Below are 24,659 nucleotides of genomic sequence, written 5' to 3' on the forward strand. Positions count from 1 at the left end.
TCGTTCAGTCCGCCGTCAGCAGATGGCGGCGCTCGGCGTTGCCCGGATGAGTCCGTAGCCAGTCGGGCAGCGGTTGCCCGCCCTCCGCCTGATTCGCTTCTAGCCGTCGCAGCAGCTTGACCAGCGGCGCCGGATCCCGGTTCAGATCCTGTAGTTGCCTCAGCGCGAAGCGGTCCGCCTCGCGCTCGAAGCTGCGCGAGTAGTGGCGTTCGATCAGCAGCGTCGGCAGCGCCACCAGCAGCGAGCCGGCGGCGTTGAGGTCGCCGGTGGCGGTGACGATCAGCAGTGGCAGCGCGCTGCTCTGAAGCGCCCGCCGCAGGCCATGTCGATGCTGTACATGGGCGATTTCATGCGCCAGCACTCCGGCGAGCGCATCGGGGTGCGGGCTCAGGCGCACGAGCTGGTCGGTGAGGATGATCTGGCCCGATGGCAGCGCCAGCGCATTGGCACCCAGGTCCCCGCCGTCGCGCAGGTGCAGCCGGTAGTCGAACTCGGCGGGTTGCAGGCCGGCAAGTTCGTCGAACAGTGCTTGCAGGCGCTGCTGTTGCTGTGGCGGCAGCTGCGTTGGCGCCAGCAGCCAGCGATCGAGCGCGGCCAGGGTCTGGCGGCTGCTGTGCTCGCTGACGCTGGCCGGCAGGCGGAAGGCCACCGTTTTCGCAAGCGCCGGGAGCCCGTAGCGAAGCCCGCCCGCGCCGGCAAGGATGACCAGCAGCAGAGCCAGCAACACCCAGCGCCAGCGGCTTTCCATACGGTGAAGGCGCTGCCCCGGCGCGCCGGGGCGAAAGCGCCTCTCTAGGCGGTCGACATCCGGGTACTGCGCCGTTTCGAAGCGCAGCCCTGCGGGCAGTTCGAGAAATCGAGGTCCGCCGGCCGCGGGCGTGCTGACGGACAGTGCCCGCCAGCTCAGCAGGCTGCCGTCCGGCAGCCGTACCCGCCCATCGTCGTCGACACTCAGACGCACGGCTCGGCGCGCCGAGCTGCGGCCGTCGTAGAGGTAGCCGTCGAGCTCGGTCACAGGCCGACTTCGATATCGAGTGCTTCGCCTAGCTCCTCGCCAAAGGCGTTCTGCTCGGCTTCGCGGGTCTGGATGTACCGATCCGGCTCGCCCCGGAACAGAACCCCGGTGCACTCGGCCCGATAGCGCGCCATGCGTATCTTCGCCCAGGGAATCAGCAGGCCCAGTGACAGCATTATCCCCAGGGTATTGGTAATCAGCAGGCGGCAGACGGCAGCGGTTTCCATCCGGCTTTCGAAGCGGTGCTCGTCCAGGCTGGCGTGATTCAGCGTCAGGTTGGTCATCTGCGTATCCACGAAAACGAATGCCAGATAGTAGAACGGCACGCTCAGCAGTGGCAGCAGCAGCTGGCCGGCCCCGGCGGGGATAAAGTTGGCGGCCAGCCCCTGAAGGACAATGCCGAGCAGTGCTATTCCGCCTCCGACGATGTAGACCCCGTAGACACTGCTGGTCCCAAGGTCGGTGTCAAAACGGGCGTCGCCGAAGCGGCTGTTGCGTACCAGCCACTGCTGCTGGCGACAGGCGACGTAGGGATAGGCCAGAAACACTGTCAGCACGCTGCCGATCGGCGCCAGCAGGTACCAGATCAGGGCCCTGGGGTAGCGGCCGTCGAAGCCGAAACGAATGCCGCGGTAGCGACTGTTGTCGTGCCGGAAACGCAGCGAGCGCACCACCAGCCAGGGCATCGCGAACATGAAAGCAACGGCGAATAGAGGCGCGGTCAGCGGGAACTGACTGCTGACGAAGCTGTACAGCAACACCACCGCAAGCGCCACGAGTCTTCCCTTGAGAATGCTGATGGGGCTTGCGGTGTACTCGAAGCTGCTGCCGTCGAGCCGGGTATGGCCGTAGAAGTAACGTTCGCTGCGCACCTTGGCCCAGGCCGAATAGATGCCGAGGGTTAAAAGTGAGAGGAAGAGGTTGAGGATCCAGATACGGAAATATTCGCGGCTGTCGCCGCTGAACTCGAAACTGAGGCGGCGTGTTGCCGCCTGGCCGCAATCGCGCGGCACTGGTGCGGTGCTGTCCATGGTGAAACCTTCCCTGGTTGCGTGGACGGATGAAATCGTCGCGTCCTGCGACGATTTCAGTCTGGACCAGAAGGAAGAGTCTTGCCACCGGTGACAAATCGATCTGCAATACGATTTAACGGTGCCGCGAGGTGGTTGGAGAGATTGCGCCGATGCCTCGCTTGCCCCGTCCTGCCCGTCTGCGCGAGCTGCGCTGGCACCAGAGCTTCGCCCGGAGACCGGGCTCCTACGCGGGATGTGGCACCCAGGCAGCCGTAGGAGCCCACTCCGTGGGCGAACAAGCCCTGGAAATCGCTCTGGTGCAGCCCCGTTACCCCATGCCGAGCTTCTTGATAAAGACCTTGGAATTGCGCTGGTAGTTGTACAGTTCCTGGCGTTGCCCGGGCAGCTGGTCGAGGGTCGCCTCGGCGAAGCCGCGCTCGATGAACCAATGGGCGGTCCGGGTGGTGAGCACGAACAGGCGTTCCAGACCCATCTCGCGGGCGCAGTCCTCGATGGCGCCCAGCAGCATATCGCCGCGTTCGCCGCCGCGGTACAGGCTGGACACCGCCACGCAGGCAAGCTCGCCGATGCGATCTTCGGCGAACGGGTAGAGGGCGGCGCAGGCGATGATGGCGCCGTCACGCTCGACGATGGTGAACTGCTCGATTTCCGCCTCCAACAGCTCGCGGGAACGGCGTACCAGAATGCCCGCCTGCTCCAGTGGCGCGATCAGCTCGAGGATGCCGCCAACGTCCTCGATCGAGGCCTGGCGTACCTGCTCGTACGATTCGCGAACCACCATGGTGCCGGAGCCATCGCGGGTGAACAGCTCGCCGATCAGGGCGCCGTCCTCCTGATAGCTGATCAGGTGACAGCGTGGGATCCCGAGGTTGCAGGCCTCGACGGCGGCTTCCAGCTGGCGCGCCAGTTCCGAATACTCCCGGTCCGGCGCCTCGGATTCCATGCGATGCAGGTACTGATTGACCAGACGTTCGGCGGTGCGGGCGAGCAGTTCGCTGCGCAGCTCGCCACGACTGTCGAACACGCCCTTTTCGGCGCCGAAAAGAATCAGCTTTTCGGCATCCAGCGCTTTGGCCGCCGCGGTGGCGATTTCCTCGATGGCAAGGTTGAACATTTCCCCGGTCGGCGAGTAGCCGATGTTGGAAAGCAGCACGATCTCGCCATGATCGAGGTGGCGGCCAATCGCCTTGCTGTCGACGCGGCGCACCTCGCCGGTGTGCAGCAGGTCGGCGCCTTCGTAAATGCCATAGGGGCGGGCGGTGACGAAATTGCCGGAGCAGGTGCGGATGCGGGCCCCGTGCATCGGGGTATTGGCCAGCCCCATCGAAAGCCTGGCTTCGATCCGCGAGCGCTGGTAGCCGGCGGCCTCGATCACGCACTCCAGGGTTTCGCTGTCGGTGATGCGCATGTCGTGGTGCAGGCGCGACGCCAGCCCGCGGGCCGCCAGGCGCTGTTCTATCTGCAGGCGGGAGCCGTACACCAGCACCAGACGCACGCCAAGGCTGTTGAGCAGAGCGATGTCGTGCACGATGTTGGCGAAGTTCGGGTCCACCACGGCGTCGCCGCCCAGCATCAGCACGAAGGTCTTGCCTCTGTGGGCGTTGATATAGGGCGATGAGTGGCGGAACCAGTTGACGTATTGCTGTTGCTCGCGGGTTTCGTCAGGCATCCGGGCTGTCCTGCAGGCAGTATTTCTGAATCAGTTGCTCGAGGATGGCGACAGTGGGTTTGATCTGGTCGAAACCCAGATACTCGTCGGGCTGGTGGGCCTGTTCGATATGGCCCGGACCCATGACGATGGTGTCCATCCCCAGGTCCTTGAGGAAGGGCGCCTCGGTGCCGAAGGCCACCGCTTGCGCGTTGTGGCCGGTAAGGCGCTCGGCGGTGCGGACCAGGTCCGAGTTGCGTTCGTTCTGGAACGACGGTATGCCCGGGAACAGCGCCTCGACCTCGATCTGCACGCCGTAGGGCTGCTGCAGCGGGGCCAGGCGCTTGTGGATCGCCTCGCGAAGCACGTCGATGCTCATACCCGGCAGCGGACGCAGATCGAACTCGAGTTCGCAGCGGCCACAGATGCGGTTGGGGTTGTCGCCGCCGTGGATGCATCCGAGATTCAGCGTCGGCACGGCAACGGCGAAGTCACTCTGCCGGTACTGTTGCTGCAGCTCGCGGCGAAAGGCGATCAGCTCGCCCATGACGCCGTGCATGGCCTCCAGCGCGCTGGCGCCGAGGCTCGGGTCGGAAGAATGACCGGCGCGGCCGGTGACGCGCACCGCCTCCATCATGATGCCCTTGTGCATGTAGATAGGCTTCATGCCCGTGGGCTCGCCGATCACCGCGTAACGGGCCCGGGGCTTGCCGGCCTCCGCCAGCGCTCGGGCCCCGGACATCGAGCTTTCTTCGTCGGCCGTCGCGAGAATGATCAGAGGCTGCTTCAGCGGCTGGTCGACGAAGCGGCGCGCCGCCTCGATGGCGAGCGGGAAAAAGCCCTTCATGTCGCAGGTGCCGAGACCGTAGAAACGGTTGTCGCGCTCGTCGAGCCGGAACGGATCGCTGTGCCAGAGTTCGTCGTTGCACGGCACGGTATCGGTGTGCCCTGAAAACACCAGGCCGCCGGGACCCGTGCCCAGAGTGGCGATGAGGTTGGCCTTGCCTGGAAATCCGGGTATCGGCATGACTTCGGTGCGAAACCCGAGGCTGGCGAGCCAGCTTTCGAGCTTCTCGATGACGCCGAGGTTGCTTTGGTCCCAGCCCGGTGAGGTGCAGCTGATCGAGGGAGCCGCAATCAGTTCGCGGAGCATGGTTACCAGATCGGGAATGGCGGGCATGGTCGACCTCGCAGGCAGAATGGCGATGGCACTATTGTGCAGCCTTTGCCGGTCGTAATCCATGTCTGTAGGAGCCCGCTCCGCGGGCGAATGCCCCCGGGAGCGTCTTCTATTCGCCCGGGGGCCGGGCTCCCACATTTGCAGGCGATTGCCGGTTAGCCGAACATGCCCTTGAACATGAAGAAGAACATGATCGCCAGCAGGGCGCCGGCCGGCAGCGTCACGATCCAGGAAATGAAGATGGTGCCGACGACGCGCAGATTGAGTGCCGCGATACCCCGTGCAATACCGACGCCCAGCACCGCCCCCACCAGGGTGTGGGTGGTCGAGATCGGCAGGCCGGTGCCTGAGGCCACCACCACGGTCGTGGCCGCGGCGAGGGTCGCCGCGAAGCCGCGGCTCGGGGTCAGCTCGGTGATATTGTTGCCGACGGTGGCAATGACCTTGTGACCGTACATCACCAGGCCCGCGACGATGCCGCCGCCGCCGAGCAGCAGGATCCAGGCCGGCATTGCGGTTTTCTGCGCCACCTCGCCGCCGGCGGCGACGACGCCGACGATGGCCGCCAGCGGGCCGACGGCATTGGCGACATCATTGGAGCCGTGGGCGAAGGCCATGGCACAGGCGGTGAACATCATCAGAATGCCAAAGATCTTCTCGACGCTGGAGAAGTGATAGTTGCGGTCGGCCTGCGGGTTGGGCTTGATATTCCGCTGCAGCATCATGCCGACAAACATCGTCAGGATGCCGATGCCGATCGAGAACAGCGCGCTCTGGCCCCAGCTCAGGTGCAGGCCGATGTGCTTGAGACCCTTGGTGAAGGTCACCATGGCGACGATAAAGCCAACCAGGAAGATGTAGGCCGGCACGTACTTCTTGGCATTGGCGAAGGGGTCGTCGGTATCGAGAATGAGTTTCTGCACGCTCTTGAACAGGAAGAAGGCGATAAACCCTGCCGTTACCGGCGACACGACCCAGCTGGCGACGATACTGGACACCTTGCCCCACTGTACGGCGTCCACCGAGATCCCCACGGCGGCAAAGCCGACGATGGCGCCGACGATGGTATGGGTGGTGGATACCGGCCAGCCGAAGTGAGTGGCGACCAGCAGCCACAGGCCGGCGGCGAGCAAAGAGGCGAGCATGCCGTAGACCAGCAGGTCCGGCGAGCCTGACAGCAGCGCGGGGTCGATGATGCCCTTGCGTATGGTTGCGGTGACGGCGCCGCCGGCGAGGTAAGCGCCGGCAAATTCGAACAGGATGGCGATAATGATCGCCTGTTTCAGCGTGAGGGCTCGGGAGCCTACCGAGGTACCCATGGCGTTGGCCACGTCGTTGGCGCCGACGCCCCAGGCCATGAAGAAACCGAAGATACAGGCGAGAATGACGATAATATCGCCGTACTGCGCGATGATGCTCATGTTGGAATCCTTACTGGATGAAGCGTTTAACGGGCCAGAAGCAGTTGCAGACGGGCACCGACCTGTTGCGCCCGGTCGGCAATCTCACCGATCCAGTTGATCACCTTGTAAAGGAACATCGCATCGATCGGATGCATGTCCTTCTCGACCTGAAACAGCGCATGGCGAATCTCGCGCTCGAGGTCGTCGGCGTCATGTTCCAGGTCGTCGATGCCATGAATCATGTCTTCGACCACGTGCACTTCGTGACCGCCAAAGCCGGAGCTGATCAGCTCGTCGATTTCGTTGAAGGCGGCCATCGCCTGCGCCGAGGTTTTCAGGGCGCCGCGCACAAAGCTGCCCATCTGCGGCTTGATCTCTTCCGGGATCGCCATCTGGCGACCGAGCATCAGACCGGCGATATCCTTGGCGCGGTTGGCGATCTTGTCCTGCATGCGCAGCAGATCCAGCAGGTCCGAGCGGGGAACCGGCAGGAAGATACTGTTGGGTAAATGAGCGCGAACATCCTTTTTCAACTCATCCGCATCATGCTCCAGCTGAGTTATCCGTTGCTGGATGGCTTCGGCCTTGTCCCAGTCATCGGCCATCAGGGCGTCGAAAAATGGGATAAGCTCGAGCGCGCAGGCCTGCGCCTTGGCGATGTGTTCCTGCATCGGTTTGAACGGTGACCGTGCGAACATTTGCAGGATCGGATTGTTGGTTACCATCGGGTTTCCCTGTTGGTTGTCACGACTTCGCGCGCAAGTATAAGTGCCGCTTTGGTGTGGTTGTAGTCGCAGCGTAACTTTTTTTTAATGGCTTTCTGGTATTTGCGCGGCCTGGCTTTGCCGCTGCCGGTCGTCCAGGACCATAATGCCGCCTGTATCGACCCGGCGGGTCGTTGTCTGAAACGGATAGGCCCTGCAATGCATCGGGCGTCATGGGAGCGCTGCGAGACTTGCATGTTCGAGGCCTCCGAAGTGTGCATCGGGCACGGGCAGACGCCTCAATCGCTGACTGGAGAATCAAGGAATGGCAAGGGAAATCGAACTCAAGCTCAGCCTGGACGAGGATGATGTGGCGAAGCTGCGCGCCCTGCCGCTGTTGGCGGCGGGTGCCGAGTACCGCGGCAGCGTGCCGCTGCACAACCGGTACTTCGATACGCCCGGCCAGGCGCTGGCGTCGCACCGGGTAGCGCTGCGCATAAGGGAGGATGGCGGACGTTATATCCAGACCCTGAAGACCCGCGGCGCCAGCCAGGGAGGCCTGCACCAGCGCAACGAGTGGGAGTGGGAACTGCCGGCGCCTGAGCTCGATTATCGTCTGCTGGCCGAGGCGAGCTGGCCGCAGGCACTGAGCGATGCGTCGGTGCAGCGGGAGATCGTGCCGGCTTTTCGCACCGACTTCGAACGCAGTACCTGGTGGCTGCGAAGACCGGGGTGTGCCGGCGACGAGGCGCTGATCGAGCTGGTGCTGGACCTTGGTGAGGTGACCGCGGGCGCTGCAGGTCGCGATGCACTCTGCGAGATCGAGCTGGAGCTGAAAGCGGGACAGGCGGAGGATCTCTACGCCGTGGCGCAGGAACTGGCGGCGGAGGTGCCGCTACTGGTCAGTGACATCAGCAAGGCCGAACGCGGCTATCGACTGCTGCGGGATGGCCGCTGCGACGCAGCCCCACGGCCCCTGCGCCTTGGCATCTCGGCCCGGGACGCCTTCATCGGGTCCGCAGAACAGGCCCTGAACAGGGTGTCCAGAGGCTTCGAGCAATGGCAGCATGGCCGCAACTGGCAGGATGCGCTCGCGGCTTCGCAGGGGCTGACGCAGCTGCGTGCGACGCTGGATTGTTTCTCGTCGCTGTTACCCGAGACGGTGCCGGCCTCGCTGTTGCCCGGGTTGGCGCAACTGTCGTGGGAGCTTGACGGAGCCCTCGCCTGGCAGCGCCTGCTGCCGCTGATGGACGTCGATCTGGCCGCTCGCTGGCAGGCCTCGCAGTCCCCGGATGGCGCCGCACGCCTGCAGCGTCTGCTGCGCACCACGCTGGTCGGCCGGCTGCTGCTCGACTGCAGTCGTCTGCTGATCATCGAAGACTGGCCGCCGGAAGCATCGCAGTCGGTCGCGGCTTTTCGCATAATGGAACAAAGTTAGCCCGGTCGCTTTCAGCGCAAGCCAACAGTATCCGGACCCTCGAAGGCTACAAAAAGGACAGACTATGCTGGTTCCGCATCTCGAGTCGCTTCCGCCATCCCTTCACGCCGTCATCGAGCGGCACTGGCATCGGCTGGACGCCGCACTGGCGGCGATCGAGTCGCCGCCGCAAGGATTCGCTCAGGCGCTGACAACGGTGCTGGTCGGCAGCGACTACGTCGCCGATCAGCTGGCGCAGCGTCCGGATATGCTGGCGGAACTGGTGTCCGGCGGAGACCTGTACCGGAATTTCGGCGAAACGGACTTTCGCGACCTGCTGGCGTCGCGGCTGCAGCAGCAGACCGACGAGCCGGGGTTGCATCGCGAACTGCGCCGTTTTCGCCAGCGTCAGATGGTGCGCATCATCTGGCGTGACCTCAATCGTGATGCGGACATGCGCCAGACCACCCGCGAGCTGTCCTGGCTCGCGGACGCCTGCATCGACGGGGCTCTGGACTGGCTTTATCGCGCCGCCTGCGAGCGGTGGGGCACGCCCTATTCGCGGCCGGATACGCAGGGGCAGCGCCAGGAACAGAAGATGGTGGTGCTGGGCATGGGCAAGCTCGGCGCCCATGAGCTCAACCTGTCGTCCGATATCGACCTGATGTTCGTGTATCCCAGCAAAGGCGAAACCGAAGGCGCGCGGCGCACTCTGGAAAACCAGGATTTCTTTATCCGCCTGGGTCAAAAGCTGATCCAGGCGCTCGACAGCGTCACCGTCGACGGCTTCGTGTTCCGCGTCGACATGCGGTTGCGTCCGTTCGGCTCCGCAGGGCCTTTGGCGGTAAGTTTCGACGCCATGGAGGGCTATTACCAGGACCAGGGACGGGAATGGGAGCGCTACGCCATGATCAAGGCGCGGGTGGTTGCCGGCGACAAGACCGGGGGCGCCCGCCTGCTGAAGCTGCTGCGTCCCTTTGTCTATCGCAAGTACATCGACTTCAGCGCCTTCGAATCGCTGCGAGAAATGAAGGAAATGATCAATCGCGAGGTACGGCGCAAGGGACTCGAGCAGAACGTCAAGCTCGGCTCCGGCGGCATCCGCGAGGTCGAGTTCATCGCCCAGGCCTTCCAGCTGATTCGGGGCGGGCGCGACACCCGCCTGCAGCAGCGCGAGTTGCTGAACATCCTGCCACTGCTGGCGGAGTTCGGCATGCCGCAGCAGGCGATCGACCAGCTGATCGAGGCCTACGAATACCTGCGCAATGTCGAGCACGGGTTGCAGGCACTGCATGATCAGCAGACCCAGGAACTTCCCGTCGACGAAGTCCCCCGACAGCGCCTCGCGACCGTTATGGGCTGTCCCGACTGGCCTGCCTTCATATCAGTGCTGGAAGGTCATAGGGCCGCAGTGCGCACTCACTTCGCCGACGTTATCGCGCCGGCGGAAGACAATCGTGTCGAGACCGTCGACGAGGCCGCCGACTGGCTGGCGCTCTGGGACGGGGCGCTGGACACGGAGACCGCCGAGACGTTTCTCGCCGGGCATGGCTTTGACGATTCCGAACGGGCGTGGAAGCTGCTGGATGATCTGCGGCAATCGCGCACCGTCGTCATGCTGCAGGCGGCCGGGCTCGAGCGCCTGCGCACGGTGCTGCCGGCGCTGCTGAGTGAGGTCGCGACGGTGGACAACGCCGCCGAAACCCTCGCCCGGGTGCTGCAGCTGATTCAGGCGGTGCTGCGTCGCTCGGCCTACCTGGTGCTGCTGGCGGAAAATCCCGACGCGATGCGCCAACTGGTGCGTCTTTGCTCGGCGAGCCCCTGGTTCTCGAACCAGCTGGCGAAGCTGCCGATCCTGCTCGACGAACTGATCGATCCGCGCAGTCTGTACGCGCCGCCGGACAAGCAGACCCTGCAGCATGAGCTGCGTCAGCAGCTTTTGCGCATCCCCCAGGAGGATACGGAACAGCTGATGGAGGCGCTGCGCTACTTCAAGAATGCGCACGTGCTGCGGGTGGCCGCGTCCGATATCACCGGTGTGCTGCCGTTGATGAAGGTCAGCGACTATCTGACCTGGACCGCCGAGAGCATCCTCGAGAGCGTGCTGGAGGCGTCGTGGCGTCTGCTGACCGAGAAGCACGGGTTGCCGCAGAAGGCTCCGGGGGAGCCCTGCGATCCCGATTTCGTGATCCTGGGCTACGGCAAGCTCGGCGGCATCGAGCTGTCCTACGGTTCGGATCTCGATCTGGTGTTTCTGCACGATGCCGATCCGAACCTTTCGACCGACGGGGAAAAGCCGCTGATCAACAGCGTTTTCTTTACCCGTCTGGGGCAGCGCATTATCCACATGCTCAACACCTTCACCGCCGGCGGTCTGCTGTACGAGGTCGATATGCGCCTGCGCCCATCCGGCAACTCGGGACTTCTGGTCAGTTCGTTGAAGGCGTTTCGGGAGTACCAGCTGAACGAAGCCTGGACCTGGGAGCATCAGGCCCTGACCCGTGCGCGGGTGGTGGCGGGCTGCCCGAAACTGGCGCATCGTTTCGAGACGGTGCGAGCGGAGATCCTGGGGCAGTCGCGGGATACCGAAAAGCTGCGCGGCGAAGTGGTGGACATGCGACGCAAGATGCGCGAGCACCTGGGCAGCAAACCGAATACGGGCGACGAGCGAGCTGTATTCAATCTCAAGCAGGACGCCGGCGGGATCGTCGATATCGAGTTCCTGGTGCAGTACCAGGTGCTGGCCCACGCGCATCGTCACCCCGAGCTGCTGGAGTTCACCGACAATATCCGCATCCTCGATGCCGTCGAACGGGTCGGTCTGCTGTCGTCCCAGGATGCCGGGACCCTGCGCGAGGCCTACAAGGCGTACCGCTCGGTCGGCCATCGCCTGAGCCTGCAGGAGCAGTCGAGTGTTATCGACGATTCGGAGATGCAGGATTGCCGCGAGGGCGTCGGCCGCATCTGGGCGGCGGTGATGGGGGAGTGACAGGTTACGCGTGACAGGTGACGCGTAACCCGTCACTCGTCACGCGTCACCTGGTCTTCAGAGGCCGGTGAGCCAGCCGTGGGTGTCTTCGCTGCGGCCCCACTGGATATCGTTCAGCGCCTGGCGCAGCTTGACGGTGGTCTCGCCGATGGTGCCGTCGCCGACGCTGTACTCCTGGCCCTTGTAGATCATGGTGCCGACCGGGGTCAGGACCGCGGCGGTGCCCGAGAGCGCCGCTTCGCAGCCGGGCTTGGCGATGCGCTCGAGCAGTTCGTCAACGCTGATGTTGCGCTCCGAAACCTTCATGCCGCGGTCCCGCGCCAGGGTCAGCAGGGAGTCGCGGGTGATGCCGTGCAGGAAGCTCTCGTCGAGGGCCTTGGTGATGATTTCGTTGCCGTCGATCAGCAGGAAGTTGGCGGCACCGGTTTCCTGAACGTCGCCACCCGGGCAGAACAGCACCTGGTCGACCTGGTATTCGGCACGGGCCTTCATGATCGGACGCAGTGCGCTGGCATAGTTGCCGCCGCTCTTGACCATGCCCATGTGCGGCGGGCAGCGCATGCCTTCGTCGTCGATCAGCAGGCGCAGCGCCTTGTCGCCGCCGGCGAAATAGTCGCCGACCGGCGAAACCAGTACGTACAGGCAGGAGGTCAGCGAGGGTACCGCCGCCTTGCCGATGACCGGTTCGGTGCCGATGTGGGTCGGACGGATGTACAGGGATCCCGGCGGTGCCGGCACATCGTCGGCAAAACGCGCAACGATATCGCGGATCATCCGCGCCAGACTCTCGTGATCGAACTCGGGCAGCGCCAGCAGATGGGTGCTCTGCGCCAGACGCTCGATATTGCGATCCATACGGAAGATCTTGATCGAACCGTCGTCGTGGCGGAAGGCCTTCAACCCCTCGAAGCAGGTGCTGGAATAATGCAGCACATGGGCGCCCGGATGCAGTTTGAGGTTATCGCTCGGCACGATTTCTGTTTCGCTCCACTTGGAACCGTCAAACCAGGAGATTGCCATTTCTGGCATGATTACAGAGCCGAACGCCGCCATACTGAGTATCCCAAACAGATTGTGAGCAGATCCCGCAGAACGCGAGACAGGAGCCATGCACCCGGGCCATGTACCCGGGCGAGTGTCATAGGACCGTAGATTGTAAGCATCCCTGTCAAAAATGGAATTGCCTGGCGCGGAAAATTACGTTTGCGTCCGGGTCTTGGGTCGGGAATTCGATTATCATGCGGTCGCAGCAGCCGCCGGGACGGGGGATACGTGACAGACATCTGCATTATCAGCGACGGCAAGCCAGGGCATCTGAATCAGTCTCGAGGGCTGGCGGAAGCGCTGCAGCGCCAGCGGCCCGGGGTCGAGGTGATCGAGATCCCGCCGCTTGGACGCGGCGCGGCGCTGGGGACCTGGCTGAGCGGCCGGGCGCCATCGGGTCTGGCCGTACCGGATGGCGCGAAACCGTCTTTGCTGATCGGTGCCGGACACGCCACCCACGCCACGCTGCTGGCGCTGAAACGGGCCTGGCGCCTTCCCGCCGTGGTGTTGATGAAACCTTCGCTTCCCCTGCGCTGCTTCGACCTCTGCCTGATTCCAGAGCATGACCGTCCGCCGGTCCGAGACAATGTCGTGCGCACCCGGGGTGCGCTCAATCGCATGAGACCGGGGCGCAAGCAGCCGGGCCAGGGCGTGATTCTGATTGGCGGGCCGTCCAGACACAGCGGCTGGGACGAGGCATCGTTGTTCGCCCAGCTCGACAAGGTCCTGGGCGATACCGGTATGCGCTGGCGCATGACCAGTTCGCGGCGCACGCCCGAAGCCACCGAGCGGCGTCTTGCCGGTCTGCCGAATGTCGACTTCGTGCCGGCTGGCGAGACCGGACCGGACTGGCTGCCGACACAGCTGACAACAGCCGAAACCTGCTGGGTAACCGGGGACAGCGTGTCGATGGTCTACGAGGCGCTGAGCGCCGGCTGCGCTGTTGGCATCCTGTCGGTGCCGCAGAACCGGGAGAACCGTCTGCAGCAGGGAGTCAGGCAGCTGGCGCAGCGGGGACTGGTGCTACCTTTCGATAGCTGGCGGGGCGGGGCGCTGCCTTTGCCGGCAAGTCAGTTCGACGAGGCCGGCCGCTGCGCCGAGCTGCTTCTGGCGCGCGGCTGGCTCGACTGAGAGCGGCCGTCGGGTCGGCGTTAGCGGCGGATCTGGTGATAGAACTCGTTGTAACGCTCGACGATGTATTTCTTGCTGTAGCCGTTGGCGTACACTTCGCTCGCGCCTTCGATCAGGCGGGTACGCAGGTCATCGCTTTTGAGCACGGAGTCTATCGCTTTCGCCAGCGCGTCGGCGTCGTCGACCGGCGTGATCAGGCCGCTGACGCCGTCGGTGATCGCCTCGCCCGGTCCCTGGGAGTCGGTGGCGACGATCGGGCAGCGGTGGGCCCAGGACTCCATGACGATCGAGCCCAGCCCTTCGTGGCGTGACGGGCAGACGAAGAGGTCGGCGGTGCGCATCAGCGCCGTGACGTCGGTGCGCCAGCCGAGGAAGCGTACCCGCGACTCGAGCCCGAGCTTGGCGCAAAGGGCTTTCAGATTCTGCTCCTCCGGGCCGGAGCCCGCCAGCCAGAGCGTAACGTCCGGCAGTGCGGCGAGGCTGTGCAGCAGCACGTCGAAGGCCTTGTTGACGTGCAGCCGGCCGGCGGACAGGATCAGCGGCTTGTCGGCCGGGGTGTCGAAGCTGTCCCGCGGCAGCGGCTCGACCTCGCGCTCGTCGGCGAAGTTGGGAATGTGCACCACGCGTTCGGCGGGGAAGCCGCCGTCGATCATGTGCTTGCAGATGCCCTTGCTGATGCCGACCCAGTAATCGGCGTGGCTGTAGTATTTGAGCTTGTAGTAGTGCCCCAGCCGGTTGACCAGCAGGTAGTCCTTCGAGTGCGGCGTGTAAGCGCTGGCGCGGCCCATCCAGGTCATGACGATCTCGGGGGCGTAGTCCTTGAGCGCCCTGCGGAAGTGATGGCGATCGAGCAGATCCAGCGCGGAGCCGAAGCGGAATCCCTGGGTTTCGACGCCGGCCTGGCGCAGCGATTCGACGCGATGGGCGTGGTCGCGGATGAAGGCTTTGACGTCGAGTGACGGGTGCTCCTGCAGCCCGGCCACCAGGCGGACGAAGAAGTTCTCGGCGCCGCCCTGAGCGGCCCCGGCCAGTACCTGTGCGACACGTATCGGAGAATCTGTCATATCGATCAGCCTTGGGATTCCTGATGGGTGGGGCGGAGGCGGGCCGTGGCCATTCCGTGACTGCCGGGTTTCTCGCCGCGAGCCTTTTTCGCCAGTGTCTGTTCGATGCGCTGCCGCAGGTTGGCGAGCTTGCGCTCGACCTTGGCCTGGCGCTGCGCCGATGGCAGCCAGTGGAAAGGGATGATGTTGGGGCTGCCCAGCCCGTCGATGACGACCAGGCGGCGAATGTTTCCATCTTCGCCGCGTTGCACCAGTATGTTGTGCAGCAGCAGGTCTCTGGACGGTATCTGCAGTTCGCGCCAGCGCTTGCTGAAGCGCTCGACGGCGGCACGACAGTCGTCGGTGTAGCCCTCGTTCCAGATCTGTGCCTTGAGGGTCTGGGATATGCTGCCGTCGGCATCGCGCACCAGTTCCAGCACCAGTCCCGGGCCCAGGTCCGTCTGCTCGAAGCCGAAGCAGCGGCTGATCAGCTCGAAGGCGGCGTCGCCGGGATGACGGGCCAGGCCGCGGATGACCTCGTATTCCTCGCGGTTGTCGTCGAAACGGCTCAACGGCAGCAGCGTCTTGGGAAAGCCCTTCTTGCGGCGCAGGTCCTGCAGCGAGAAGTCGGGCCGGCGCACCTTGATGCAGCGCCCCGGGTCCTGTGGGTGCACGAAGCAGAGACGGTTGCCACCCTGGGCAAAGGGCTTCTCGGCGCTCAGAGCCAGCGTCATTTCAGGGTGCCGTCGAGATTGATGTCCTGCGCCCAGCAGTAGGGGTGGCTGAAGGGAATCTGCAGGCTGGCCTCGAGGATGTACTGACCGTACAGCTTGGAGTTGATCTCGCGATGGAAGAATTCGCGTGCGGCGCCGGCCCAGGCGCGTCGCTTGTCGTCGTCGGCGTGGAACTCGCGGATCCTCGCGACCAGGTCGTCTTCTTCGTCGAAGTAGACCAGCGTTTCCGGCGGCAGCAGCTCGTCGAAGCGGCCCGATGAGTGGGTGAACTGCAGGATGCCGTTGCCGGCGAGCTGGGCCATGCGGGCCGACGAGTACCAGTGCAGCCCTTCCTGGCGATTGAAGTTCAGTCCCATCTTGCTCGACTGCAGCGCACGGTCGTAGTCGCGACCCCAGACCGGCGGCTCGTTGAAACTGCCGAAGGTCTTGAAGGACATGATCGGGTCGAGCTGCTCCTTCATGCGCCCGACCATCTCCAGGCGCTTGGTGAAGTTCTGGCTGTTGCTGCAGAAAATCAGATCGATGGGCAGCTCCTCCGACGCGCGCACCGAGTTGTCGAAGCACTCGACCGAAGCCTCGACGGGGTTCGGCATGTGGTAGACACGGGCTCTGGAGCCTTCGAACTGGGTCAGTTCGCGGCGGCCGGTGGAGACGAACACCGCGTCGGTGACTTCGGCGCGGTATTTGATGCGCTCGACGTTGGAGGGCACGAAAAGCGGATCGTTGTTGCAGTGAATGATGGCGCAGTTGGGCATCATCGCGCGGATGGCCTCGAGGGTGTCGTTGCCGATCATGTCGCAGTGGCCGGCGATCACCAGATCCGGTTCGAAGGCCTCGACGGTTTCCAGCAGGCGTTTGTTGGCCTTTTTCTTGCCCAGATCACGAATTCCCAGCGGCGCCTCGAACGCGGCCACGTCGCGATCGCTGAAGCCCTGAACCAGATGATCGTTCTTGATCAGGCCATAGGTAAGCTTCTGCGCCCAGCTGACGCGGGTATGGCCGTAGCGCTTGAGCTGCTGGTAGGCGACGTGAAGTACTCTCATTTTGATCCGACCCGGTTGTGGATAAAGTTACCGCCGTGCATGAGGCGGACGATGACGATCAGTGCTGCGCCAGAAGCCTGCGGTACACCTCGAGCGTCGCCTCCGCCTGGTGCTGCAGATAGAACTGCTCCGGGAGCTCGATATCGGCGGTGTCCTGGCGCAACAGCTGGTCCGCCCGTTGCGCGAAAGCCTCGATATTGTCGGCCTCTACCAGTCCCTGCGCAAATGCAGCATGCAGCGACTCGCTCGCGCCCCCGCGATCATACGCGATGACCGGACATCCGCAAGCCAGTGCCTCGGGCACGGTGCGGCCAAAGGGCTCGGCCTTGTTGGACAGGTGACAGCACAGATCGGCCAGGCGATAGAACGACTGGATATCGGATCTGTGTCCGACGAACGTGACCCGGTCATCCAGTCCCAGGGCATGACGCTTGTCGAGCAGTTCCTGCAGATAGTGTTGCTTGTTCTCCTCCGCCTCGCCAATCACGATGCCGTGACAGTCGGAGCGCAGCCGGTACAGCTGCTGCATCACCTCGAGAAAGGCTTCCTGCCCCTTCCAGCGCGACAGGCGCCCCGGCATCACCAGCAGACGCTTGCCTTGAAACTGCGGGTAATCGCGAAACAGCTGCTCGCGCCAGGCACTGTCGTCCCCCTCCAGGCTGAACACGGCGGGGTCGAGCCCACGGTAGATACGGGTGATGCGCTCTTCCGGAATCCGGTAATTTTGCGTTATGTAGTCGTGGACGCAGTCGGATATGGCGATAATATGCTCGGCCTTTGTCATAATGGCGCTGTAGCCGTTGACCGAGTACATGCCATGCACCGTACTGACCAGCCGGGGCCGCGACGCGGCCGGCATCTTGCGCCACGCCAGCCAGGCGATCCAGGCCGGCGCCCGGGAGCGCACATGCACGATATCGGGCCCGAGTTCGGTCAGCAGCCGGCGCATGGGGCGCACCTGCAGCAGCGAGCGCAGCGACTTGCGGTGTACCGGCATCCGGATATGACGGGAGCCTTCGGCTTCGAGGCGTTCGACCTGGCGGCCGCCATTGGAGATCACGATCGACTCGTGGCCGCGCCTGACCAGTTCGCGGGCGAACTCGACGGTACCGCGTTCGACGCCTCCGGCGTCCAGTGCGGGAAGGATCTGAACAATTCGGAGAGACCGGGTCATCGTCCCTGGTGGTTGCATGCTGTAATGGGCTTCTTTGCAGGTGGTCGGTTATGCTAGCAGAGTTCCGTCGGCAGTATAAATGCTTATGCCGGCAGGCGCATCGGCGTTTTGTCACGTCAGAAACTGACTCTGATGTATCCCTGCCTAGAGGTTAGAACGGCAGTTGTTATTTATCTAAATATTTATCGCCTGATAGGTTTGAAATGCTAATCAATGTATCTGTTTGCACTTATCGGCGGGAAAAGTTGCTCTTCGCCTGTTTGCAGAGCCTGAGCGCGATCACCGTCCCGCGGGGGACAGTGGTGAAAATCTCGGTGGTCGACAATGACTCCGAAATGTCTGCCAGGCAGGTCGTCGCCGAAATTCAGAACAGCACGGGGTGCGAGATAACCTACGCAGTTGAAGAAAAGAGAGGTATTCCCTGTGCCCGCAACAGGGCGATTGATATCGCCAACAGCATGGGTGCCGACTTGCTGGTCTTTATCGATGATGACGAAATTGCCGAGCCGGACTGGCTTGAAGCGCTGTTCAGGGTCAGCGGCGATTACGACCATCAGGCGGTGATACATGGGGCGGTGCTGTCCGAGCTCGATCCGAGTGTTCCCAAAAGTATTTCGGGCCTGTTTTCCACCCGTGTGCGCTCGGAACGGCAGGCGCTGACTGCCTGTGCCACGGACAATGTGATGATTCCCTTGGCATTCGTCAACCGTGAACGACTGCGGTTCGATGAGTCGAAGCCGCTTGCCGGTGGAACCGATACCATCTTCTTCACTCAGGCACATAAGCTCGGCCTGAATATTTACCAAACCAACACAGCGAAGGTGACCGAAACCATACCGCTCAGCCGGACGAGGCTCTCGTGGCTTTCGAAGCGCAAGTTCAGGGCCGGCGTAACCGATGCATGGCGTAAGATCAGCAAGGGGCGATCCAAGGGCGGTGTAATGATGTCGGCCTTTTTTCAGGTTGCCTGGTTTTCAGTCCAGGCCGCTGTCTATTGTATTGCCTTCATGCCACTGAGGAGGAATGAAAGTTACCTTAGAGCGGCCAAGTCGATGGGGGTTTTTATGGGATGCCTTGGTGTGAAGGTTGATAGCTATCAAAAAGTTGATTCCTAGTTTTTATGAAGAATAGAATTGTACATGTATTCAAGGCGAATAAGTTCGTTTCGCCCTATATTGAGCTGATATCAAAAAGTCCGGAGTTCAAAGGGCAGAGCCATACTTTCTGGGTTTCTGGCGATACCGATAAGTTTCCGTTGACTGAGAGTAGTGATATTATTTCGTCAAGAGGTGTTTTGGGACGTCCTTACTCTTTTTTAAAGCTATTTTGGCTGTTTTTGGTATCTGATAAGGTCATCCTTCACGGCCTGTTTGACCGAAAATTGATCTATTTTCTTTTCATTAATGCCTGGGCTTTGCCTAAATGCTATTGGGTGATTTGGGGTGCGGATCTGTATGGTGAGCTGAGAAAGAGAAAAAAACTAAAAGATAAGATTCATTCTTTTTGTAAGCGTTTTGTAATAAGAAAGGTAGGGCACCTTGTCACTCATGTAAAAGGTGATGTGGATATAGCGAAGGAGCGCCTTCGCAATTCAGGACATTATCATCACTGTATTCTTTACACATCGAATATTTTCGAATTCCCACTCCATTGTCAGCCTGTAGATGAAAATAGAGGGCTTGATGTTCTTGTGGGGAATTCAGCAGACCCTAGTAATAATCACATCGAAGCGTTTGAAAGGCTGTCGTGTGTTGATAATCTTGAAATGCGAGTTTATTCGCCACTTTCTTATGGGAAAAATAGATATTCAGAGAAGGTTGAGGATTCAGGGATCCGGTTCTTTGGAGAGAACTTTAAGGCGGTTAAGGATTTTATGCCTTATGAAGATTATCTTTGTTTTTTGAAGACAAAAGATGTCGCTATATTTAATCACGATCGGCAGCAGGCATTAGGGAATATAATAAATCTTCTAGGTATGGGTAAGGTGGTGTTTTTACGAAGTGATATTGCTACATGGGATTATATGCAAAATCTTGGATTGACGGTGTTTGATGTGCGCGATATTCAGGAAATGGCATCAATTGTATCACTTGATCTCAGTGAAAACGTCGAAATTGTGCGGCGAGAGTTTTGTCTTCAAAAGCTTATAGATCAGTGGAACAGGATTTTCTCTTTCTAGTATATTGGTTTGTTTTCTAGTCTTGGTTGTTGGAGATTTTCTATGGCTTACTATACCGATGATCAGTTGAAGCGTATGGGTTTTAAAAGTGTAGGTAAGAACGTCAAGATTAGTGATAAAGCCAGTATTTATGATGTTGAGAAAATTGAAATTGGTGATAACAGTAGGATTGATGATTTTTGTGTCGTTTCGGGCAGTCTGACAATAGGTCATAATGTTTTCATTGGAGCCATGTGTTTGATTGCCGGAGGCGAGAAGGGAATTCGTATGGAAGACTTTTCCACTCTGTCGTACCAGGTGAAAGTCTTTACTCAATCGGACGACTATTCCGGTGAAACGCTGACAAACTCGACTGTGCCGAAAAAGTATAAATCGGAGAAGAAGCAGGCAGTGCGGCTTGGGCGTCATGTTATTGTGGGTGCCGGTGCAACAGTATTTCCTGGTGTCGATGTGGCTGACGGGTGCTCAATCGGTGCTATGAGTCTGGTGACCAAAAGCACTGATGAGTGGGGAGTCTATGTGGGTACCCCTGCCCGTAGACTTAAGGACAGGAAAAAAGACCTGCTTGAGCTCGAACAACAGTATCTCAAGGAAATTAAGAATGATTCCCTTTAACAGGCCTCCGCGCACGGGTTCGGAAGATCAATATGTCCTGGCCGCGATGCGTAGCGACAAGATTTCGGGTGATGGAGATTTTGGTAAAAAGTGTCAGGCGTGGTTTGAGCAGGAGCTCGGTTGCGACAAGGCTCTTTTGACGCCATCCTGCACGCATGCGCTGGAAATGGCCGCCATTCTGATAGATATACAGCCAGGCGATGAAGTCATCATGCCTAGCTACACTTTTGTCAGCACTGCAAATGCCTTTGTACTGCGAGGTGCAAAAATCGTATTCGTCGATATCAGGCCGGATACGATGAATCTGGATGAGACGAAAATCGAGTCCGCAATTACTGCCAGAACGAAGGCAATAGTGCCTGTACATTATGCCGGCGTGGCCTGTGAAATGGATAGGATCATGGAGCTAGCCAATCAGTATAATTTGTTCGTAATTGAGGACGCCGCGCAAGGGATGATGTCTGAGTACAAGGGGAGGAAGCTTGGCACTATAGGACATATTGGTGCTTACAGTTTTCATGAAACGAAAAACTATACCAGTGGTGGTGAAGGTGGCTTGCTGATTGTTAATGACGGAAGGTTCGTTAACAGGGCGGAAATTATTCGCGAGAAAGGCACTAATAGAAGTCAGTTTTTTCGGGGAATGGTTGATAAATATAGCTGGGTTGATCTTGGTAGCAGCTATCTGCCAGGAGAGCTTCAGGCTGCTTATCTTTGGGGGCAGTTAGAGCAAGCGGATAAAATAAATAATAATCGTCTGGAGTCTTGGAATTTCTATTGGAAGGGTTTGAGAAATCTGCAGGACTCGGATTATATTTCGCTTCCAAAGGTGCCGGTTGACTGTGTGCACAATGCACATATGTTCTATATCAAAACGGCCGATATTAATGAACGTTCAGAATTGATTGAACATTTGAAGCTGAAAGGTGCAATGGCGGTTTTTCATTACGTCCCATTACATAGCGCGGCGGGAGGGAAGAAGTTTGGTCGCTTTATCGGAATTGATAACTTCACCACTACTGAAAGTGAACGACTGATAAGGCTGCCTCTTTGGTTTGGTATTAGTAATCATGATCAGCAGTTAGTCATTACTGCGATTCAGGATTATTATTCTGGTCGGTAACGCTCCAGCTGCCGTATTAAGTTATCTGCGTTACGAGATCGCTTGTGGCGCAGCTTGACCTGGAGTTAGACCGAGCTCACTTAAACAGGTCAAGGTGGCACGCTTGAGCTTCTCCTCCTTTGCGAAACTATTGTCGACGCCGTTAGACATTTAACTCATCGATAAGGTGGTCTTCGTTGCCAAAAATAAGCCCTTTGGCGCGTCGAAAGGTGCCCGGCATCTGCCCAAAGTCGATCGCCTGGTAACCTTTCTTTGCGAGGTCGAACGCGAGCACCGTTGCTGTCGGGCCCAGTACCGGCATAATCAGGTACTCATCCTTGTCATAGGCGCAGATGCGCTCGAGAATGTCGTCGTATTCGCGAAAAGCATTCTTCGCCGGAGCATAGAGGAACTCGACGGACTCTGCATTGTTGAACAGCTCCGGCTCGAACTTGAAGCGGCTGTTGGTGCCGACAACCAGCAGGATTTTTCGCCCCTGCCAGATTTGTTTGATCAATTGGATCCGGGCGACGAATTCTTCAGGGTTTTGACGTGGCAGGGTGCGAAAGGCCCCCATGGAGGGATAGTCCCTTTTTAGGTCAAAAAGCTTCAGAACATCATTACCGATCCGGATAATGAATTTCTGCCAGATGCGTCCAAGGTCTTCGAAACTGCGAACCGGATGTATGGCGACGAGTATTTGCGGGTCATCGCTTTGCAGCACTTCACGCAGCCGGGCATTGAGCGCAGGGTCGACGTCCTGAAACGATTTGTGGCGTTCGCCGACCATCAGCTTCAACTCGCCGTCGCCAAAACGGCAGATGCTCGAGCGGTGCTCGATCAGGTGACGAATGGTTTTCTCCTCGCTCCAGACTTCAGGATAGCGTCGGACAAAATCCTCGATGTCGTCACGGTAGAGTTCGACGATGCGATCGTCGAAATATTCCCGAAAGCGCGTTCGACGGGCCGAAGTGAGCATAAAAGGCGCGCCGAGAATGGCGGTTTGACGATAAACAGCGCGAAGAGCCTGCTTTTTGAATGTTGACATCGATGTTTGTATCCTTGGCCCGCGGCCTGACTTCAGCGGTAATAATCCCGGTACCAGTGCACGAATTGCTGCAAACCGTCTTCGATCGATGTCCGCGGGCTGTAATCGACAGTTTCTACCAGTTCGTCGATATCGGCATAGGTCGCGGGCACATCCCCGGGCTGCATCGGCAGCAGGTTCCTGATGGCGGACTTGCCGCAGGCGCTTTCGATCGCCTCGATAAAGCGGTTGAGGGTGACGGGGCTATGATTGCCGATATTATACAGCCGGTAAGGGGCCTGCGCATTGCTGCCTTCTGGGCGGCGGCTGGCCGGCACTTTGTCTGTCAGCCGGGTCAGGCAGTTGACGATATCGTCGATAAAGGTGAAGTCGCGCTGCATCTGGCCATTGTTGTATACGTCTATCGGCTTTCCTTCGAGGATAGCTTCAGTGAACTTGAAATAGGCCATGTCCGGTCGTCCCCAGGGGCCGTAGACGGTAAAGAAGCGCAGCCCGGTCGTCGGCAAGCCGTAGAGGTGACTGTAGCTGTAGGCCAGCAGTTCGTTGGACTTCTTGGTTGCGGCATAGAGGCTGACCGGATAGTCGGTCCGGTCTTCGGTGCTGAACGGGCTTTTGCTGTTCATGCCGTAGACCGAACTGGAGGAAGCGAACATGAAGTGACCGACCTGCTGTCGCCTACAGCCTTCCAGTACGTTCATGAAGCCAACCAGGTTGGAGTCCACATATGATTCGGGGTGATCGATCGAATAGCGTACGCCTGCCTGCGCCGCCAGGTGGATGACCGTATCGAAACGTCGGCTGTCGAAAAGGCTGGCGACGGCCTGGCGGTCGGCGATATCCAGTCGGATGAATTGCAGCCCGTCCCGTTGCAGAAGCCGGTCGAGGCGCGCCTGCTTCAGATCGACGGCATAGTAATCGTTCAGGTTGTCGACGGTGGTGACGCTAAGGCCCTGGGCCAGCAGCGCTTCGATCAGATGGTAGCCGATAAAGCCGGCGCCGCCCGTGACCAGTATGTGCATGAATACAGTCCTTTTCTTTTGCCGCTTCAGGTGTGCGTAGTTGTCGGCTTCCCGGCACGACGCGCGGCGACCAGTTTGGTGAAAAGCGTCTTGTACTGGTCAAGGATGACGCTCTCGGAGAATTCCCGTTGGTACTTCTCGGCGCCGTTTCGCACCAGCGTTTCGGCCAGTTCCGGTGAGTGCAGCAGGCGGTTGACTTCGGTCGCACAGCGTTCGGCATCGTCAACCGGAAACAGCAGGCCGTTCCGTTCGTGTTCGATGAGCCACGAAGGGCCCGTACTGGCGGCGGACACGATCGGCGTTCCGGTGGCCCAGGCTTCCAGCACAACATTGCCCAGCGGTTCGAAGCGGGACGGAAACAGGCAAATGTCGGCAAGGTCGAACAGCTGGCGTATGTCTTTGCGCAGGCCCAGAAACCGGACCCGCTCGGCGACGCCTTCGGCACGCGCCAGTGCCTGTAGTTCGTCCAGCAGTTCTCCGCTGCCGGCGATCAGCAGCGTCGTATCGGGAATCTTCGCCAGTGCCCTGATCGCCGTATCCTGCGCCTTTTTCTGATGCAGGCGGCCCAGCGTCAGCAGCACCTTGTGGCCGGCCGGAATCTCGGGCAGCGGATCGCTGACATTCAGGGCCGGGGGCAGTTCTCCGAAGTTCGAGATCATCGAGACCCGATCGAGCGGCCACTGGTGGTCGGTCACGTGACGTACCAGATCGGGCGTATTGACGATCAGGTGATCGCACTTGCGGTAGTTGTTGATGTCGTAGTAACCGCCGAGTCGTCCGACGACAACGGCTTGGGTGGGCGGACACTTGCGCGAGGCGCGGTTGACCCAGGTCACGATCAGGTCGGGGGCGAACTGTGCCACATGGCGTTTCAGCATGTAGTTGTACAGCAGAGGCTTGCTGACAGACCCCATTGGCAGGGTGCGAAAGTCGACACCCGCATTGCTCAGTCGCCTCTCGCGGCTCGGCTGCGCTTCGATAACGAGCCGTTGCTCGAAGTCCGGATCGGTCGCAAATGCCGCCGCGACCTTCTCGAAATAGGTCTCGGCTCCCGCCTCCGATTGCGACAGCAGTATTTGCATCAGTTTCATAGGAGCACCCGGGTCAGTTGCCTTTTTCACGGCATATTTTTATTCG

General features: G+C 60.4%; 21 protein-coding genes. 7 read left to right on the forward strand and 14 right to left on the reverse strand.

Annotation, left to right across the window (positions count from 1 at the left end; translation table 11 throughout):
* Positions 1 to 4: 4 nt before the first annotated feature.
* The 6 genes from IEX85_RS04375 to IEX85_RS04400 all read right to left on the reverse strand — a co-directional run bounded on the left by IEX85_RS04375 (position 5) and on the right by IEX85_RS04400 (position 7,005).
* Positions 5 to 1,015, reverse strand: coding sequence for a M48 family metallopeptidase (locus tag IEX85_RS04375; RefSeq protein ID WP_188858716.1), 1,011 nt, complete (start codon positions 1,013 to 1,015; stop codon positions 5 to 7).
* On the reverse strand, positions 1,012 to 2,046 hold the full coding sequence (locus IEX85_RS04380) for a YjgN family protein (protein ID WP_188858718.1): 1,035 nt from the start codon (positions 2,044 to 2,046) through the stop codon (positions 1,012 to 1,014). Before IEX85_RS04380 ends, IEX85_RS04375 begins: the two co-directional genes overlap by 4 nt.
* Positions 2,047 to 2,356: 310 nt before the next feature.
* The gene (argA, locus tag IEX85_RS04385; RefSeq protein ID WP_188858720.1) at positions 2,357 to 3,718 is read right to left on the reverse strand and encodes an amino-acid N-acetyltransferase; all 1,362 of its coding nucleotides are present in this window, start codon (positions 3,716 to 3,718) and stop codon (positions 2,357 to 2,359) included.
* Positions 3,711 to 4,877: an acetylornithine deacetylase gene (argE, locus tag IEX85_RS04390; RefSeq protein WP_188858722.1), complete on the reverse strand. Its 1,167-nt coding sequence runs from the start codon at positions 4,875 to 4,877 to the stop codon at positions 3,711 to 3,713. The genes argA and argE overlap by 8 nt, the downstream gene beginning before the upstream one ends.
* A 155-nt stretch (positions 4,878 to 5,032) precedes the next feature.
* On the reverse strand, positions 5,033 to 6,298 hold the full coding sequence (locus IEX85_RS04395; protein WP_188858724.1) for an inorganic phosphate transporter: 1,266 nt from the start codon (positions 6,296 to 6,298) through the stop codon (positions 5,033 to 5,035).
* 26 nt (positions 6,299 to 6,324) lie between these two features.
* Positions 6,325 to 7,005: a TIGR00153 family protein gene (locus IEX85_RS04400; protein ID WP_188858726.1), complete on the reverse strand. Its 681-nt coding sequence runs from the start codon at positions 7,003 to 7,005 to the stop codon at positions 6,325 to 6,327.
* Positions 7,006 to 7,309: 304 nt separating this feature from the next.
* On the opposite strand from IEX85_RS04400, the gene IEX85_RS04405 reads away from it, so the two are divergent.
* Entirely contained in the window at positions 7,310 to 8,422 is a 1,113-nt protein-coding gene (locus tag IEX85_RS04405; protein WP_188858728.1) for a CYTH domain-containing protein, read from the forward strand.
* 64 nt (positions 8,423 to 8,486) lie between these two features.
* Positions 8,487 to 11,390, forward strand: coding sequence for a bifunctional [glutamate--ammonia ligase]-adenylyl-L-tyrosine phosphorylase/[glutamate--ammonia-ligase] adenylyltransferase (gene glnE / locus IEX85_RS04410; RefSeq protein WP_188858731.1), 2,904 nt, complete (start codon positions 8,487 to 8,489; stop codon positions 11,388 to 11,390).
* A 57-nt stretch (positions 11,391 to 11,447) separates the two neighbouring features.
* On the opposite strand, the gene IEX85_RS04415 is transcribed toward glnE, so the two are convergent.
* Complete coding sequence (locus IEX85_RS04415; RefSeq protein ID WP_188858733.1) at positions 11,448 to 12,443, reverse strand: branched-chain amino acid aminotransferase; 996 nt, start codon at positions 12,441 to 12,443, stop codon at positions 11,448 to 11,450.
* Between the two features lie 219 nt (positions 12,444 to 12,662).
* Here IEX85_RS04415 and IEX85_RS04420 point away from each other — a divergent pair, with 219 nt between their 5' ends.
* Complete coding sequence (locus IEX85_RS04420) at positions 12,663 to 13,565, forward strand: mitochondrial fission ELM1 family protein (RefSeq protein WP_188858735.1); 903 nt, start codon at positions 12,663 to 12,665, stop codon at positions 13,563 to 13,565.
* A gap of 20 nt (positions 13,566 to 13,585) precedes the next feature.
* Here the strand turns inward: IEX85_RS04420 and IEX85_RS04425 are convergent, their stop codons facing one another.
* From IEX85_RS04425 to IEX85_RS04440, 4 genes are read right to left on the reverse strand one after another with little or no spacing between them, the layout of a single operon-like run.
* The gene (locus tag IEX85_RS04425; protein ID WP_188858737.1) at positions 13,586 to 14,629 is read right to left on the reverse strand and encodes a glycosyltransferase; all 1,044 of its coding nucleotides are present in this window, start codon (positions 14,627 to 14,629) and stop codon (positions 13,586 to 13,588) included.
* Between the two features lie 5 nt (positions 14,630 to 14,634).
* Positions 14,635 to 15,342, reverse strand: coding sequence for a YrbL family protein (locus tag IEX85_RS04430; RefSeq protein WP_188858739.1), 708 nt, complete (start codon positions 15,340 to 15,342; stop codon positions 14,635 to 14,637).
* The gene (locus IEX85_RS04435) at positions 15,339 to 16,385 is read right to left on the reverse strand and encodes a glycosyltransferase family protein (RefSeq protein WP_188858741.1); all 1,047 of its coding nucleotides are present in this window, start codon (positions 16,383 to 16,385) and stop codon (positions 15,339 to 15,341) included. Before IEX85_RS04435 ends, IEX85_RS04430 begins: the two co-directional genes overlap by 4 nt.
* A 58-nt stretch (positions 16,386 to 16,443) precedes the next feature.
* Positions 16,444 to 17,559, reverse strand: a complete 1,116-nt coding sequence (locus IEX85_RS04440; protein WP_229721789.1) for a glycosyltransferase family 4 protein — start codon at positions 17,557 to 17,559, stop codon at positions 16,444 to 16,446.
* Positions 17,560 to 17,762: 203 nt separating this feature from the next.
* Here IEX85_RS04440 and IEX85_RS04445 point away from each other — a divergent pair, with 203 nt between their 5' ends.
* Genes IEX85_RS04445 through rffA form a run of 4 tightly spaced genes read left to right on the forward strand, consistent with a single transcriptional unit; the run spans position 17,763 to position 21,476 of the window.
* Positions 17,763 to 18,674 (forward strand): glycosyltransferase family A protein, encoded by a 912-nt coding sequence (locus tag IEX85_RS04445; RefSeq protein ID WP_188858745.1) that lies wholly within the window; start codon positions 17,763 to 17,765, stop codon positions 18,672 to 18,674.
* A 5-nt stretch (positions 18,675 to 18,679) separates the two neighbouring features.
* Positions 18,680 to 19,738 carry a TDP-N-acetylfucosamine:lipid II N-acetylfucosaminyltransferase family protein gene (locus IEX85_RS04450; RefSeq protein WP_188858748.1) on the forward strand — a complete coding sequence of 353 codons (1,059 nt, stop codon included), beginning with the start codon at positions 18,680 to 18,682 and terminating at the stop codon, positions 19,736 to 19,738.
* Between the two features lie 42 nt (positions 19,739 to 19,780).
* A complete protein-coding gene (locus IEX85_RS04455; protein WP_188858750.1) occupies positions 19,781 to 20,353 on the forward strand; it encodes an acyltransferase in 573 nt (190 codons plus the stop codon).
* Positions 20,340 to 21,476, forward strand: a complete 1,137-nt coding sequence (gene rffA / locus IEX85_RS04460) for a dTDP-4-amino-4,6-dideoxygalactose transaminase (protein WP_188858752.1) — start codon at positions 20,340 to 20,342, stop codon at positions 21,474 to 21,476. Before IEX85_RS04455 ends, rffA begins: the two co-directional genes overlap by 14 nt.
* 142 nt (positions 21,477 to 21,618) lie before the next feature.
* Here the strand turns inward: rffA and IEX85_RS04465 are convergent, their stop codons facing one another.
* Genes IEX85_RS04465 through IEX85_RS04475 form a run of 3 tightly spaced genes read right to left on the reverse strand, consistent with a single transcriptional unit; the run spans position 21,619 to position 24,613 of the window.
* Positions 21,619 to 22,503 (reverse strand): GT-D fold domain-containing glycosyltransferase, encoded by an 885-nt coding sequence (locus IEX85_RS04465; protein WP_188858754.1) that lies wholly within the window; start codon positions 22,501 to 22,503, stop codon positions 21,619 to 21,621.
* A gap of 32 nt (positions 22,504 to 22,535) precedes the next feature.
* Positions 22,536 to 23,522, reverse strand: a complete 987-nt coding sequence (locus IEX85_RS04470) for an NAD-dependent epimerase (protein WP_188858756.1) — start codon at positions 23,520 to 23,522, stop codon at positions 22,536 to 22,538.
* A 26-nt stretch (positions 23,523 to 23,548) separates the two neighbouring features.
* Complete coding sequence (locus tag IEX85_RS04475) at positions 23,549 to 24,613, reverse strand: glycosyltransferase (protein ID WP_188858758.1); 1,065 nt, start codon at positions 24,611 to 24,613, stop codon at positions 23,549 to 23,551.
* Between the last annotated feature and the right edge of the window lie 46 nt (positions 24,614 to 24,659).

Origin of the sequence: Marinobacterium nitratireducens (genome assembly GCF_014645375.1) — a bacterium.
Classification (GTDB): Bacteria; Pseudomonadota; Gammaproteobacteria; order Pseudomonadales; family Balneatricaceae; genus Marinobacterium_A; species Marinobacterium_A nitratireducens.

Excerpts from the sequence above, each read along its gene's own strand:
- IEX85_RS04380 (WP_188858718.1), bottom strand. The coding sequence starts at position 2,046 with ATGGACAGCACCGCACCAGTGCCGCGCGATTGCGGCCAGGCGGCAACA.
- argA (WP_188858720.1), bottom strand. The coding sequence starts at position 3,718 with ATGCCTGACGAAACCCGCGAGCAACAGCAATACGTCAACTGGTTCCGC.
- argE (WP_188858722.1), bottom strand. The coding sequence starts at position 4,877 with ATGCCCGCCATTCCCGATCTGGTAACCATGCTCCGCGAACTGATTGCG.
- IEX85_RS04395 (WP_188858724.1), bottom strand. The coding sequence starts at position 6,298 with ATGAGCATCATCGCGCAGTACGGCGATATTATCGTCATTCTCGCCTGT.
- IEX85_RS04400 (WP_188858726.1), bottom strand. The coding sequence starts at position 7,005 with ATGGTAACCAACAATCCGATCCTGCAAATGTTCGCACGGTCACCGTTC.
- IEX85_RS04405 (WP_188858728.1), top strand. The coding sequence starts at position 7,310 with ATGGCAAGGGAAATCGAACTCAAGCTCAGCCTGGACGAGGATGATGTG.
- glnE (WP_188858731.1), top strand. The coding sequence starts at position 8,487 with ATGCTGGTTCCGCATCTCGAGTCGCTTCCGCCATCCCTTCACGCCGTC.
- IEX85_RS04415 (WP_188858733.1), bottom strand. The coding sequence starts at position 12,443 with ATGGCGGCGTTCGGCTCTGTAATCATGCCAGAAATGGCAATCTCCTGG.
- IEX85_RS04425 (WP_188858737.1), bottom strand. The coding sequence starts at position 14,629 with ATGACAGATTCTCCGATACGTGTCGCACAGGTACTGGCCGGGGCCGCT.
- IEX85_RS04430 (WP_188858739.1), bottom strand. The coding sequence starts at position 15,342 with ATGACGCTGGCTCTGAGCGCCGAGAAGCCCTTTGCCCAGGGTGGCAAC.
- IEX85_RS04435 (WP_188858741.1), bottom strand. The coding sequence starts at position 16,385 with ATGAGAGTACTTCACGTCGCCTACCAGCAGCTCAAGCGCTACGGCCAT.
- IEX85_RS04440 (WP_229721789.1), bottom strand. The coding sequence starts at position 17,559 with ATGACCCGGTCTCTCCGAATTGTTCAGATCCTTCCCGCACTGGACGCC.
- IEX85_RS04445 (WP_188858745.1), top strand. The coding sequence starts at position 17,763 with ATGCTAATCAATGTATCTGTTTGCACTTATCGGCGGGAAAAGTTGCTC.
- IEX85_RS04450 (WP_188858748.1), top strand. The coding sequence starts at position 18,680 with ATGAAGAATAGAATTGTACATGTATTCAAGGCGAATAAGTTCGTTTCG.
- IEX85_RS04455 (WP_188858750.1), top strand. The coding sequence starts at position 19,781 with ATGGCTTACTATACCGATGATCAGTTGAAGCGTATGGGTTTTAAAAGT.
- rffA (WP_188858752.1), top strand. The coding sequence starts at position 20,340 with ATGATTCCCTTTAACAGGCCTCCGCGCACGGGTTCGGAAGATCAATAT.
- IEX85_RS04465 (WP_188858754.1), bottom strand. The coding sequence starts at position 22,503 with ATGTCAACATTCAAAAAGCAGGCTCTTCGCGCTGTTTATCGTCAAACC.
- IEX85_RS04470 (WP_188858756.1), bottom strand. The coding sequence starts at position 23,522 with ATGCACATACTGGTCACGGGCGGCGCCGGCTTTATCGGCTACCATCTG.
- IEX85_RS04475 (WP_188858758.1), bottom strand. The coding sequence starts at position 24,613 with ATGAAACTGATGCAAATACTGCTGTCGCAATCGGAGGCGGGAGCCGAG.